The sequence below is a fragment of the Streptomyces boninensis genome, from assembly GCF_048572725.1.
Classification (GTDB): domain Bacteria; phylum Actinomycetota; class Actinomycetes; order Streptomycetales; family Streptomycetaceae; genus Streptomyces; species Streptomyces boninensis.
This window is the reverse complement of sequence record NZ_CP183837.1, coordinates 2,077,301-2,090,110: the sequence shown is the minus strand read 5'-3', so window position 1 is coordinate 2,090,110 and position 12,810 is coordinate 2,077,301. Positions and strand designations below refer to the sequence as shown.

At 69.5% G+C, this 12,810-nt stretch carries 11 protein-coding genes and 1 tRNA gene; 10 read left to right on the top strand and 2 right to left on the bottom strand.

From position 1 onward, the window contains the following. The first annotated feature begins 203 nt into the window (after positions 1-203). From ACNNMR_RS09360 to ACNNMR_RS09335, 6 genes are all read left to right on the top strand, one after another. Positions 204-1,463, top strand: coding sequence for a branched-chain amino acid ABC transporter substrate-binding protein (locus ACNNMR_RS09360; RefSeq protein ID WP_419994069.1), 1,260 nt, complete (start codon positions 204-206; stop codon positions 1,461-1,463). Between the two features lie 100 nt (positions 1,464-1,563). Then, positions 1,564-2,493, top strand: a complete 930-nt coding sequence (locus ACNNMR_RS09355) for a branched-chain amino acid ABC transporter permease (protein WP_419994068.1) — start codon at positions 1,564-1,566, stop codon at positions 2,491-2,493. Between the two features lie 5 nt (positions 2,494-2,498). Next, on the top strand, positions 2,499-4,280 hold the full coding sequence (locus tag ACNNMR_RS09350; RefSeq protein WP_419994067.1) for a branched-chain amino acid ABC transporter permease: 1,782 nt from the start codon (positions 2,499-2,501) through the stop codon (positions 4,278-4,280). 5 nt (positions 4,281-4,285) lie between these two features. Continuing rightward, positions 4,286-5,197, top strand: a complete 912-nt coding sequence (locus tag ACNNMR_RS09345; protein ID WP_420000308.1) for an ABC transporter ATP-binding protein — start codon at positions 4,286-4,288, stop codon at positions 5,195-5,197. Then, complete coding sequence (locus ACNNMR_RS09340; protein WP_419994066.1) at positions 5,194-5,910, top strand: ABC transporter ATP-binding protein; 717 nt, start codon at positions 5,194-5,196, stop codon at positions 5,908-5,910. Before ACNNMR_RS09345 ends, ACNNMR_RS09340 begins: the two co-directional genes overlap by 4 nt. A 101-nt stretch (positions 5,911-6,011) precedes the next feature. After that, entirely contained in the window at positions 6,012-6,806 is a 795-nt protein-coding gene (locus ACNNMR_RS09335; RefSeq protein ID WP_419994065.1) for a phosphatase PAP2 family protein, read from the top strand. Here ACNNMR_RS09335 and ACNNMR_RS09330 read toward each other — a convergent pair. After that, positions 6,784-7,392: an ANTAR domain-containing response regulator gene (locus ACNNMR_RS09330; RefSeq protein WP_420000307.1), complete on the bottom strand. Its 609-nt coding sequence runs from the start codon at positions 7,390-7,392 to the stop codon at positions 6,784-6,786. The genes ACNNMR_RS09335 and ACNNMR_RS09330 overlap by 23 nt on opposite strands. A gap of 185 nt (positions 7,393-7,577) precedes the next feature. On the opposite strand from ACNNMR_RS09330, the gene ACNNMR_RS09325 reads away from it, so the two are divergent. The 4 genes from ACNNMR_RS09325 (at position 7,578) to ACNNMR_RS09310 (ending at position 11,512) form a co-directional block, all read left to right on the top strand. Further along, a tRNA-Leu gene (locus ACNNMR_RS09325) sits at positions 7,578-7,652 on the top strand. 109 nt (positions 7,653-7,761) lie between these two features. Next, the gene (locus tag ACNNMR_RS09320) at positions 7,762-8,544 is read left to right on the top strand and encodes a transcriptional regulator (protein WP_419994064.1); all 783 of its coding nucleotides are present in this window, start codon (positions 7,762-7,764) and stop codon (positions 8,542-8,544) included. A gap of 86 nt (positions 8,545-8,630) precedes the next feature. Next, positions 8,631-10,928: an FdhF/YdeP family oxidoreductase gene (locus tag ACNNMR_RS09315; protein WP_419994063.1), complete on the top strand. Its 2,298-nt coding sequence runs from the start codon at positions 8,631-8,633 to the stop codon at positions 10,926-10,928. A 119-nt stretch (positions 10,929-11,047) separates the two neighbouring features. Continuing rightward, the gene (locus ACNNMR_RS09310) at positions 11,048-11,512 is read left to right on the top strand and encodes a PaaI family thioesterase (RefSeq protein ID WP_420000306.1); all 465 of its coding nucleotides are present in this window, start codon (positions 11,048-11,050) and stop codon (positions 11,510-11,512) included. A gap of 32 nt (positions 11,513-11,544) precedes the next feature. Here the strand turns inward: ACNNMR_RS09310 and ACNNMR_RS09305 are convergent, their stop codons facing one another. Then, positions 11,545-12,759 (bottom strand): isochorismate synthase, encoded by a 1,215-nt coding sequence (locus ACNNMR_RS09305; RefSeq protein ID WP_419994062.1) that lies wholly within the window; start codon positions 12,757-12,759, stop codon positions 11,545-11,547. Between the last annotated feature and the right edge of the window lie 51 nt (positions 12,760-12,810).

Sequence of the window (12,810 nt, the reverse complement as noted above, 5' to 3'; positions counted from 1 at the left end):
GAAGAGGTGAGGTAGATCACCGCTCCTGGAGGGCCTGGTGTGGCGCCGGTCATAACAAGAGAGTCACAGCATGGCCTGCACCTCTGCCACACGACTTAGCCGCGCCTTAGAGTCACGGCCAGTCACCGCGGCGCAGATCACACGGTTGCTGCACCGCTCAACGGCCACTCAAGCGAGGTGGCCGTCAGGGGAAAGGACTGATCGTGCGTCACCGTTCCTTGCTCATAATCACCACTGCCGTCACCGCAGGGGCGCTCACGCTCTCCGCGTGCGGCTCTCGCGACGACGACAACAAGGGAGGCGGTGACGGCGAGACGACCACCGTCACCATTGGCCTCGACGCCCCGCTGACCGGCGACCTCTCGGCGCTCGGCCTGGGCATCAAGAACTCCGCCGACCTCGCGGTCAAGACCGCGAATAAGAACAAAGAGGTCAAGGGCGTCGAGTTCAAACTGACCAGCCTCGACGACGTTGCGCAGGCGTCCCAGGGTCAGACCAACGCCACCAAGCTTGTCGGCAACGAAGAGGTCATGGGTGTCGTAGGCCCGCTGAACTCCGACGTCGGCCAGTCCATGCAGAAGGTCTTCGCCGACGCCAACCTCGTCCAGGTCTCGCCGGCCAACACCAACCCGGCGCTCACCCAGGGCGAGAAGTGGCAGGAGGACAAGAAGGCCCGCCCCTTCAAGAGCTACTTCCGCACCTCGACCACGGACGCCATCCAGGGCCCGTACGCGGCGCACTACCTCTTCAAGGAAAAGAAGTTCAAGAAGGCCTTCATCATCGATGACAAGAAGACCTACGGCGCCGGCCTCGCGGGCACCTTCTCGGACGAGTTCAAGAAGCTCGGCGGCAAGGTCGTCGGCACCGAGCACGTGAACCCGGACGACAAGGACTTCGCGGCCGTCGCCACCAAGGTCAAGGCCGCCGGCGCCGACTTCGTCTACTACGGCGGCGAATACCCGGCCGGCGCCCCGCTGGCCGCGCAGATCAAGAAGGCCGGGGCCAAGATCCCGACCGTCGGCGGCGACGCGCTGTTCAGCCCCGAGTACGTCAAGCTCGCCAAGGCCAACTCCGAGGGCGACATCGCCAGCTCCGTCGGCGCCCCGCTGGAGACCCTGGACACCGCCAAGAAGTTCATCTCCGGCTACAAGGCCGGCGGCTACAGCGAGGGCTACGACGCCTACGGCGGCTACTCGTACGACTCCACCTGGGCGATCATCCAGGCCGTGAAGGCCGTCGTGGAGAAGAACGACGGCAAGCTGCCGGACGACCACGAAGAGGCCCGCAAGCAGATCACCGAGGCCATGCAGAACGTCAAGTTCGACGGGGTGACCGGCCAGGTCGGCTTCGACGAGTACGGCGACACCACCAACAAGCAGCTCTCCCTCTACGAGGTCCAGAAGAAGGGCGGCAAGCTGCAGCACGTCCCGGTCACCAGCGGCGAGTTCGAGGGCGGCCAGTGACCCGGAAGTAACCAGGCGTACTGACTGATGCACGCTCACGCGCGGGGGCGCCACAGCGCCCCCGCGCGGCCATATCTGACAACCCTTCGGAGGCCCCGCGGTGAACGATCTGCCGCAGCAACTTGCCAACGGCCTGCTACTCGGCGCGCTGTACGGACTCATCGCAATCGGCTACACGATGGTCTACGGCATTGTTCAGCTCATTAACTTCGCGCACGGCGAGATATTCATGATCGGCGGCTTCGGCGCGCTCACCGCGTTCCTGTGGCTGCCGGAAGGCACCAGCCTTGCCCTCGCCCTGCCCCTCATGATCCTCTTCGCCGTGGTCTGTTCCACGCTGGTAGCCGTCGGCGCCGAACGCTTCGCCTACCGGCCGCTGCGCGGCGGCCCGCGGCTGGCACCGCTCATCACCGCGATCGGCCTGTCCATCGCACTCCAGCAGGCCATCTGGGCCTGGTACCCGGACGCCACCAAGTCCCGTACCTTCCCCGAGTTCTCCGGCCCCCGCTTCGACTTCGGCTCCTTCAGCATCGAACGCGGCGACATGTTCCTGCTGATCTCCGCCCCGCTGTGCATGGTCGCCCTCGGCGTCTTCGTCTCCAAGACCCGCACCGGCCGCGCCATGCAGGCCACCTCGCAGGACCCGGACACCGCGAAGCTGATGGGCATCAACACCGACCGCATCATCGTCATGGCCTTCGCCATCGGTGCCGCGTTCGCCGCCATCGCCGCCATCGCGCACGGCCTGCGCTACGGCGAGGTCAATTTCAAGATGGGCTTCATCGCCGGCCTCAAGGCCTTCACCGCCGCCGTCCTCGGCGGCATCGGCAACATCTACGGCGCCATGATCGGCGGCGTCGTCCTCGGCCTCGCCGAGGCCCTCGCCACCGCCTACATCGAGAACGTCCCCGGATTCGCCTCGTTCGGCGGCGGCGCCTGGAAGGACGTCTGGGCCTTCGTCCTGCTCATTCTCGTACTGCTGCTACGGCCCCAGGGCCTGCTCGGCGAACGCGTCGCGGATCGGGCGTGATACGCATGACTGTCACCACACCCACCACCGAGAACCCCGCGGGCGTCATCCCGCTGCCCGCCGCAGGGGCCCGCCTGACCACCATCGTCGGCGCCATCGCCAGCTTCGCCTCCACCTGGCTCGCCTGGACCTGGACCGACGAATTCCCCGGCAACCTGACCGTCACCGGCTACCCCGGCGGCCTTCAGCTGCTCACCCTCGTCGGCTCGCTGCTGGTCCTGGCCTTCACCCTCTCCGGCCAGGGCGTACGCGGACTGACCTGGCTCACCCCCGGCGGCCGCAACAGCGCCGTCCGGCTCATGGCCCTCGGCGTCTTCGTCACCACCGGCTACACGGTCATCGCCATCGCGGTCGAGCTCGGCGGCCTCGCCAACCTCGAACCCGGCGGCTGGATCGCCTTCGTCGCCACCCTCGTCACCGCGCTCGCCGCCCTCGGCCTGCCCGCCGACGTACCCGCGGAGGAGACACCGGCGGCCAACGCCTGGCAGACGTTCGTGCACTCCCTCAAGGCCCCGGCCGCCCGGGAAGCCAAGGCGCTGCCCGGCTGGGCCGAGATCCTGACCATCACGGTGTCGTTCGCCCTCGGCCTCTTCGCCTTCACCTACGGCATCGACGCCGAAGACGGCCCGCCGTTCCTCGGCTACGTCATCTTCATCGCCTTCCTGGCACCCGCCCTCGGCCGCTCCGGACTCACCAAGCGGCTCGCCCGGCTGACGTCCAAGCACAAGAACGTCACCGTGACCGCGGCCTTCGTCGCCGCCTTCGCGTTCCCGTTCACCCAGAGCAGCGACCAGTACGCCTCCCTGGGCACCAACATCCTGATCTTCGCGACCGTCGCCCTCGGCCTCAACGTCGTCGTCGGCCTCGCCGGACTGCTGGACCTCGGATACGTGGCGTTCCTCGGCGTCGGCGCCTACACCGCCGCCCTCGTCTCCGGCGCCCCCAGCTCCCCGTTCGGAGTCACCTTCCCGTTCTGGGCCGCCGTCCTCACCGGCGCCGCCGCCTCGCTGGTCTTCGGCGTCGTCATCGGCGCCCCCACCCTGCGGCTGCGCGGCGACTACCTCGCCATCGTCACCCTCGGCTTCGGCGAGATCTTCCGTATCGCCATGCAGAACATGGACGGCACCTCAGGACCCGACGTCACCAACGGGCCCAACGGCATCCCGTCCATCCCCGAACTGGAGCTCTTCGGCTTCAACTTCGGCGAACCGCACACCATCCTCGGCGTCGAACTCGGCAGGTTCTCCAACTACTTCCTGCTGATGCTGCTGTTCACCGCGGTCATCGTGATGATCTTCCGGCGCGCCGACCAGTCCCGGATCGGCCGCGCCTGGGTCGCCATCCGCGAGGACGAGACCGCCGCCCGCGCCATGGGCATCAACGGCTTCCGGCTCAAGCTGCTCGCCTTCGCCCTCGGCGCCACCCTCGCCGGCTTCGCCGGCACCATCCAGTCGCACGTCACGTACACGGTCACCCCGACCCAGTACAAGTTCGTCGAGGCCGTCCCGCCGAACTCGGCCTTCCTGCTCGCCGCGGTCATCCTCGGCGGCATGGGTACGGTCAGCGGACCGCTGATCGGCGCCTCGCTGCTCTACCTCATCCCCAACAAGCTGCAGTTCCTGGCCGACTACCAGCTGCTCCTCTTCGGCATCGCGCTCATCCTCCTGATGCGCTTCCGCCCCGAGGGCCTGATCGCCGACCGCCGCAAGCAGCTTGAGTTCAAGGAAACCGGGCAACTCGACGTACCCAAGGGCGAAGAACCCGGCCTCACCAAGGTTGGGGCGTGAGAGACATGACCAGCGACACCATCCCCGTCACCGCGAACGGCACGTCGGTGCTCGACGCCCGCGGCGTCACCATGCGCTTCGGCGGCCTCACCGCCGTACGCGACGTCGACCTGCACGTCAACGCGGGCGAGATCGTCGGCCTCATCGGCCCCAACGGCGCCGGCAAGACCACCCTCTTCAACTGCATGACCGGGCTCTACATCCCCACCGAGGGCAAGGTCAGCTACAAGGGCACGGTCCTGCCGCACCGCTCCCACCTCGTCACCCAGGCCGGCGTGGCCCGTACCTTCCAGAACATCCGGCTCTTCGCCAACATGACGGTGCTGGAAAACGTCCTGGTGGGACGGCACACCCGCACCAAGGAAGGGCTCTGGTCGGCGCTGCTGCGCCTGCCCGGCTTCAAGCGCGCCGAGCGCGAGAGCGAGGCCCGGGCCATGGAGCTGCTGCAGTTCACCGGCCTCGCCGAGAAGCGCGACCACCTCGCCCGCAACCTCCCGTACGGCGAACAGCGCAAGCTGGAGATCGCGCGGGCGCTGGCCAGCGAGCCCGGGCTGCTCCTCCTGGACGAGCCCACCGCCGGCATGAACCCGCAGGAGACCCGCGCCACCCAGGAGCTGGTCTTCGCCATCCGCGAGCAGGGCATCGCCGTCCTCGTCATCGAGCACGACATGCGCTTCATCTTCAACCTGTGCGACCGCGTCGCGGTCCTCGTACAGGGGGAGAAGCTGGTCGAGGGCACGGCCGCCGAGGTCCAGGGCGACGAGCGGGTCATCGCCGCCTACCTCGGCACGCCGTTCGAGGGCGCCCCGGGCGCGGAGGAAGCCGCCGAAGTCGCCGCGGCCGAGCGTGCGGGCGCGCGTCCTGCCGACGCGACGCCCGGCGACGCCGGACAGACCAGCAAGGAGTCCGACCGATGACCGCACTGCTCGAGGTCGAGGACCTCCGCGTCGCCTACGGCAAGATCGAGGCCGTCAAAGGCATCTCGTTCAAGGTCGAGGCCGGCGAAGTCGTCACCCTGATCGGCACCAACGGCGCCGGCAAGACCACCACCCTGCGCACCCTCTCCGGCCTGCTCAAGCCCGCCGGCGGCAAGATCTTCTTCGACGGCCAGCCACTCAACGGCGTCGGCGCCCACAAGATCGTCGCCATGGGCCTGGCCCACTCCCCGGAGGGCAGGCGCATCTTCCCGCGCCTGACCATCGTGGAAAACCTCCTGCTCGGCGCCTTCCTGCGCCGCGACGCCGACGGCGTGGAAAAGGACGTCCAGCGCGCCTACGAGCTCTTCCCCATCCTGGGCGAACGCAGCAAGCAGGCCGCGGGCACCCTGTCGGGCGGCGAGCAGCAAATGCTGGCGATGGGCCGGGCGCTGATGTCCCGTCCCAAGCTGCTGATGCTCGACGAGCCGTCCATGGGCCTCTCACCGATCATGATGCAGAAGATCATGGAGACGATCCAGGAGCTGAAGTCGTCGGGCACGACGATCCTGCTGGTCGAGCAGAACGCCCAGGCGGCGCTCTCGCTCGCGGATCAGGGGCATGTGATGGAGGTCGGGAAGATCGTCCTGTCGGGTACGGGGCAGGAGCTCCTGCACGACGAGTCGGTGCGGAAGGCGTACTTGGGCGAGGACTGACGGTCGCATCGCTCCGCGGACCTGCCCCTGACTTTCGTCAGGGGTGGGTCCTGCCGTTGGGGGGCGGAGACGGGGTCGGGTGCGCTCGTAACGTCCCGCTTATGGGACGACGTACAGCAGCTGAACGGACCGCCGCCTCCACCGCCGCCGGCGCCGGCCCGTCCGGGGGCGCCGTCGCCCGCGCCCGCGCGCTGGCGCTCGCATCCGCGCTTCTCGCGGCGGCCACCGCGGCTCTGGTCTGGCTGGCCCCCGGCGGTATCGGCACACCCGACCCCGTTCGGATACGCGACGGCGCCTCCGCGGACGCGTACCGCACGCTCACCGACGCCGCCGCTGCTACGCCCGGCTGGGTCCACACCGCCCTGGAGGCGGCGACCGAGGGCACGCTGCTCGCCCTGGCCGCCCTGCTCGCGTGGCTGGGCTGGACGGCGCTGCGCCGGTGCGATGCCGCCGTGCTGGCGGGCGTGGCCCTGACGGGGGCGGCGACGGCCGCGGCGTCCGGCATCAGCGAAGCCCTGAAGCTCGCGGTGGACGAGGCCCGCCCGTGCCGGACTGTCCCCGGCGTGGACGCCCTGGTGACCTGCCCGCCAGTGGGCGACTGGTCCTTCCCCAGCAACCACGCCACCATCGCCGCGGCGCTGGCCATCGGCGTAACGCTGCTGCGACCGCGGTGGGCGGCGGTGGCGCTGCCGCTGGGGGCGGCGGGGGCGCTGCTACGGGTCGTGGTGGGCGCGCATTACCCGCACGATGTGGCGGCGGGCGCGATCCTCGGGGGCGCGCTGGCTGGGGCGCTGGTGCTGGCGGGACAGGGCGCGGCGGCTAGGTGCCTGGCCGGCTCGCGCCGCGCGGCGGCGGCGCGCCCAGCCGCTGCCGCTACTCGCCGTTCTTCTTCTTAGCCTTCTTCTCCGAGTCATCCTCGATAACGGCCTCGGCGACCTGCTGCATCGACAGCCGCCGGTCCATCGACGTCTTCTGGATCCACCGGAAGGCGGCCGGCTCGGTCAGCCCGTACTGGGTCTGCAGGATCGACTTCGCCCGGTCGACGAGCTTGCGGGTCTCGAGGCGCTGGGTGAGGTCGGCGACCTCGTTCTCGAGGGTCTTGAGCTCGGTGAAGCGGGAGACGGCCATCTCGATGGCGGGCACGACATCGCTCTTGGAGAACGGCTTCACGAGATACGCCATGGCCCCGGCGTCCCGCGCCCGCTCGACGAGCTCCCGCTGCGAGAAGGCGGTCAGCATGAGAACGGGCGCGATGGAGTCGGCGGCGATCTGCTCGGCGGCAGAGATCCCGTCAAGGACGGGCATCTTCACATCAAGGATCACCAGATCAGGCCGATGCTCCTGCGCCAGCTTCACCGCCTCCTCGCCATTACCCGCCTCACCGACGACGGTGTACCCCTCCTCCTCAAGCATCTCCTTGAGGTCAAGGCGAATCAGCGCCTCATCCTCGGCGATGACCACGCGGGTGGTCTGCGGCGGCACGTGCTCATCGCCCGCGGTCTCCGCGGGGGTGGGCTCGGCGTCCGGGGTGTCCGGGGTGGTCGCGTCGTCGGCGGCGCTCACGGTGTGCGCTCCTGGTGAGGTTCCGGGGCAGGGGGCACCCACGAGGGTACCTACCTCCTGTAAGGTAGTTCCACGACGGAGGGTCGTAGACCTTTGATTCGTTGGCCCCGGTAGCCCAATTGGCAGCAGGCAATGGATTCAAAACCCATACAGTGTCGGTTCGAGTCCGACCCGGGGCACTTTTCCTTCGAATCCCAGGCTGGCGCCACCGGTGATCTTCACGCCTTCCGGTGATCGAGCACCCGTTCACCCCGAAGGCCATCCCCGCCTGCACCATGCTGCGCAGGTATGTACGACACCGCAACGCGCAAACGTGCACTCGCACTCGTGGCACAAGGCCGCAGCCAGAACTCGGTAAGCAAGGAGATGGGGATCTCCCGCGCGGCCATCCGTGGGTGGATGACCCGCATCGAGCCGTTACCGCGCATCCCTCAGGTCGGGGCGTGCGTCCGATGCGCGCCGGATCCCGCGCTGCCGAAAGAGCCCGAGTCGTACGCGTACCTGCTCGGTCTGTACCTCGGTGACGGCTGCATCAGCGCTCATCCGAAGGGCGGCGGGCGCTACCTCCGTATCGCCTGCGCGCAGGCATGGCCTGGCTTGGTCGAGGAGTGCAAGCGGGCCATCATCGCCGTCTGCCCGGATCGCAGCGTGTACGGGGTGCAGCGCCACGGGGACGTGCTCGTGTCGAGCTACGGACATCACTGGCTCTGTCTCTTCCCTCAGCACGGCCCCGGCAGGAAGCACGAGCGCCGTATCGCGCTGGAAAGCTGGCAGCACGCCATCGTGGCCTCTCACCCCTGGGCGTTCATCCGGGGCCTCATCCACTCCGACGGGTGTCGCATCACGAACTGGACCGTCCGCACGATCGGCGGCGAACGCAAGCGCTACGAATACGCGAGGTACTTCTTCACGAACACGTCGGCCGACATCGTCCGGCTCTTCACCGACGTGCTGGACGATCTCGGCGTCGAGTGGAAGCCCGCGCGGCAGAAGCGGGCCGCGGTCACCATCTCCATCGCCCGCCGCACCTCCGTAGCCCTCATGGACCACCACGTCGGCCCCAAGTACTGACCCCCGCCCCGCTACCCGCCGCCGCCAGGCCGCCGTGGCAGGATGCCAAGAGAGTGCGTGTACCGCCCCCGAGAAGGTGACCCTCCATGGCAGGCAAAGCTCCCGCAGGCGACCCGATCCAAGACGCCCCCGAGGTGAGCCCGCCGCCGGACTCCGCCGTCGGCCTTCCCGCCATCACCCACGCGCTGCGGATGTCGCAGCAGCAGATGGGCGTACGGCGGACCGCGCTCACCCTCCTCCGCGTGAATCAGAAGGAGGGCTTCGACTGTCCGGGCTGCGCCTGGCCGGAGCCCGACAAGCGGCATGCTGCCGAGTTCTGTGAGAACGGGGCCAAGGCCGTCGCCGAGGAGGCCACCCTCCGGCGCATCACGCCCGCGTTCTTCGCCCGGCACCCGGTGTCCGACCTCGCCCGCCGCAGCGGTTACTGGCTGGGGCAGCAGGGGCGGCTGATCCAGCCGATGTACCTCGCCGAGGGCGCTGACACGTACGCGCCCGTGTCCTGGGAGAAGGCCTTCGGCCTCATCGCCGAGGAGCTCAATGCGCTCGGCTCCCCCGACGAGGCCGTCTTTTACACCTCCGGCCGTACCAGCAATGAAGCCGCCTTCCTCTACCAGCTCTTCGCCCGCGAGTTCGGCACGAACAACCTCCCGGACTGCTCCAATCTCTGCCACGAGTCTTCCGGGTCCGCCCTCTCCGAGACACTCGGCGTCGGGAAGGGGAGCGTCCTCCTGGAGGACATCTACCAGGCCGATCTCATCATCGTCGCCGGGCAGAACCCGGGCACGAACCACCCCCGCATGCTCACCGCCCTCGAAAAGGCCAAGGCCAACGGCGCCCGCATCATCACCGTCAACCCGCTGCCGGAGGCGGGCATGGTGCGGTTCAAGAATCCGCAGACGGCGCATGGGCTCGCGGGTGGCGGCACGCCGCTGACCGATCTCTTCCTGCAGGTGCGGATCGGCGGTGACCAGGCGCTCTTCCGGGCGCTGGCGCGTGGGATCGTGGAGGCCGGCGCGGTCGATCAGCGGTTCATCGATGAGCACACCCATGGCTTCGAGGCGTACGAGGAGTGCGCCCGTGACCTTGACTGGGATGAGTTCGAGCGCGCGACCGGGCTCGATCGCGAGGCGTACCAGCAGGCGCTGGAGATGGTGCTCGCCGCCGACAAGACCGTCGTGTGCTGGGCGATGGGGCTTACGCAGCACAAGCACGCCGTGCCCAGCATCAAGGAGATCGTCAACTTCCTGCTCCTGCGCGGGAACATCGGGCGGCCGGGCGCCGGGGTGTGCCCGGTGCGCGGGCACAGCAATGTGCAGGGCGATCGCACGATGGGGATTTTTGAGCGGCCGGCGCCGGCGTTCCTTGATGCGCTGGAGAAGGAGTTCGGGTTCGCACCGCCTCGGCAGCACGGGCATGACGTCGTACGGGCCATTCGGGCGCTGCGGGACGGGGACGCGAAGGTGTTCTTCGCGGTCGGGGGGAATTTCGTCTCCGCCTCGCCGGATACCGAGGTGACCGAGGATGCGATGCGGCGGGCGCGGCTCACCGTGCACGTATCGACGAAGCTGAATCGGTCGCATGTCGTGACCGGGGCGCGGGCGCTGATTCTGCCGACGCTGGGGCGTACGGAGCGGGATCGGCAGGCGGGCGGGGATCAGTTCGTCACGGTCGAGGACTCCATGGGCATGGTGCATGCCTCGCGGGGGCGGCTGGCGCCGGCGAGTGGGCAGTTGCTGTCCGAGGTGGCGATCATCTGCCGGCTGGCGGAGGCGGTGCTGGGGGAGCGGTCGGTGGTGCCGTGGGGGGAATTCGAGCGGGATTACCGGGGGATTCGGGACCGGATTTCGCGTGTGGTGCCGGGCTTTGAGGATTTCGAGGCCAAGGTCGCGCGGCCCGGTGGCTTTACGCTGCCGCATGCGCCGCGGGACGAGCGGCGGTTCCCGACGCATACCGGGAAGGCGAACTTCACCACCGCCGGGCTGGAGTATCCGCGGGTGCCGGAGGGGCGGCTGCTGCTGCAGACGCTGCGGTCGCACGATCAGTACAACACCACCATCTACGGGCTCGACGACCGCTATCGGGGGATCAAGGGCGGGCGGCGGGTGGTGCTCGTAAATCCGGAGGATGCGGAGCGGCTCGGGCTGCCGGACGGGTGCTATGCCGACCTGGTGAGCGAGTGGCAGGACGGGAGCGAGCGGTGGGCGCCGGGGTTCCGGGTCGTGCATTACGCGACGGCTGCCGGGTGCGCGGCGGCGTACTACCCGGAGACCAACGTCCTGGTGCCGCTGGACGCGACGGCTGATACGAGCAATACGCCGGCGAGCAAGTCGGTTGTCGTGCGAATCGAGCGGACGTCGGAGACGGCGGTCACAGCGGTGGGCTGAGGTAAGGGTGCAGACTGCATCCATCAGCGTGTACGCAGCAAGGCCGCTCCACGACATGCGGCCCCACCGGATCGGAGCCCGCCCCCATGGCCGAGCAGAACAGCCAGACCGCGACCAGGATGAAGACGGAGTTCCCGCCGGAGGTCCTGAATCGCTTCGCCGGTGTCGGGGTGGACCTGGAGGCGCTGTTCTCCGCCGGTGCGCTGGGTGAGCGCATGGGTGTGCAGATCCTCCGGGCGTCCCCGGACCGGGTGGTCGGGACGATGCCGGTCGAGGGCAATACGCAGCCGTACGGGCTGCTGCACGGCGGCGCGTCCGCGGTGCTGGCGGAGACGCTCGGTTCGGTGGGCGCGATGCTGCACGGCGGGCCGATGAAGATGGCGGTCGGGGTCGACCTGAACTGCACGCATCACCGAGGGCTGCGGCACGGCCTGGTGACGGGCGTGGCGACGCCGGTGCACCGCGGGCGGACCACGGCCACGTACGAGGTCGTGATCTCGGACGAGCAGGACCGGCGGGTGTGCACGGCGCGGCTGACGTGTCTGCTGCGGGATGTGGCGCCGAACGGTGGCGTGGCCGGCTGAACCGGAGCGTCTCGTCGCGGTGGCCAGGTCGGTCATGCCTCGCCCTCCACGCCCAGGGCGGTGAGGAAGGTACGGAGCTTCGCCGACGTCTCGGCGAGTTCGGAGTCCGGGTCGGAGCCGGGGACGATGCCGGCGCCTGCGAAGAGCCGTAGCCCGGCGCCCTGCACCTCGGCACAGCGCAGCGCCACCACCCATTCGCCGTCGCCCTCGGAGTCGCACCAGCCGACCGCGCCGGTGAAGTAGTCGCGGTCGAAGGGCTCCGTCTCGGCTATGACGTGCCGGGCGAGCCCGGTGGGCCAGCCGCACACGGCGGGTGTGGGGTGCAGCGCGAGGGCCAGGTCGAGCGCGGTGGTGTCGGGGTCGCGGAGTTCGCCCTCGATGCGGGTGCCCAGGTGCCACATGGTGGAGGTGCGGACCAGGGACGGGTGGCGGGGGACCCGTAGCTTGCGGCAGTACGGGGTGAGGGTGTCGGTGATCGCCTCGACGACGATGGCGTGTTCGTGGCCGTCCTTGGCGGAGCGCAGCAGCCGCTCGGCGCGCTCGTGGTCGGCGAGGGGGTCGGCGGTGCGGGGCGCGGAGCCGGCGAGCGGGTGCGAGGTGACGGCGGTGCCGTTGCGGGAGACGAGCAGTTCCGGGCTGGCGCCGATGAGGAGGCGCCGGCTGTCCCCGGCGGCCGCCGCCGGCAGCTGCACCGCGAAGGTGTGGGCGTGCGGTTCGCGGTGGGCGAGGCGGCGTAGCAGCGCGGGGACGTCGATGGGCTGCGGGCCGGTGAGGTGCAGGGTGCGGGCCAGGACGACCTTGTGCAGGTCTTCGGTGCCGAGCTGGTCGAGGACCCTGCTTACGGCCCGGCGGTAGTCGGCGGGTTCGGGTACGGCGCGGTGCTGCCAGCGGCCGGGGGGTGCGGGGGCCGGGGCGGGGCCGGTGGCGCGGGGGGAGCCGGTGAAGTGGGCGGTGTGCGGGACGAGGAGCTCGGCGGTGTGCTCGGGGTGGAAGGGGAGTACCCCGGTCGCGACGGTGGGGGCGTGGTCGCCGGTGCCCGCGGCGTCGAGCAGGCGGTGGAGGGCTGCGGCCGCGTCGGTGGTGGTGCCGTTGCGTAACGGGAGGGTGGTGCGGATGCCGGTGGCGTGCAGGGTGCGGTGCGGGGAGCGGTGCAGGTAGCTGGAGGCGGGGCCGAAGTCGGCGAAGTCGGGGGTGGGGGTGGTGGGAGTGGGGGTGTGAGTGGGCTGATTGATGGTGCTGGTGGTCATGAGGGCTCCGGTTTCTGTGCGATGAGGCTCGGATTGCCGGTGGGGATTGGG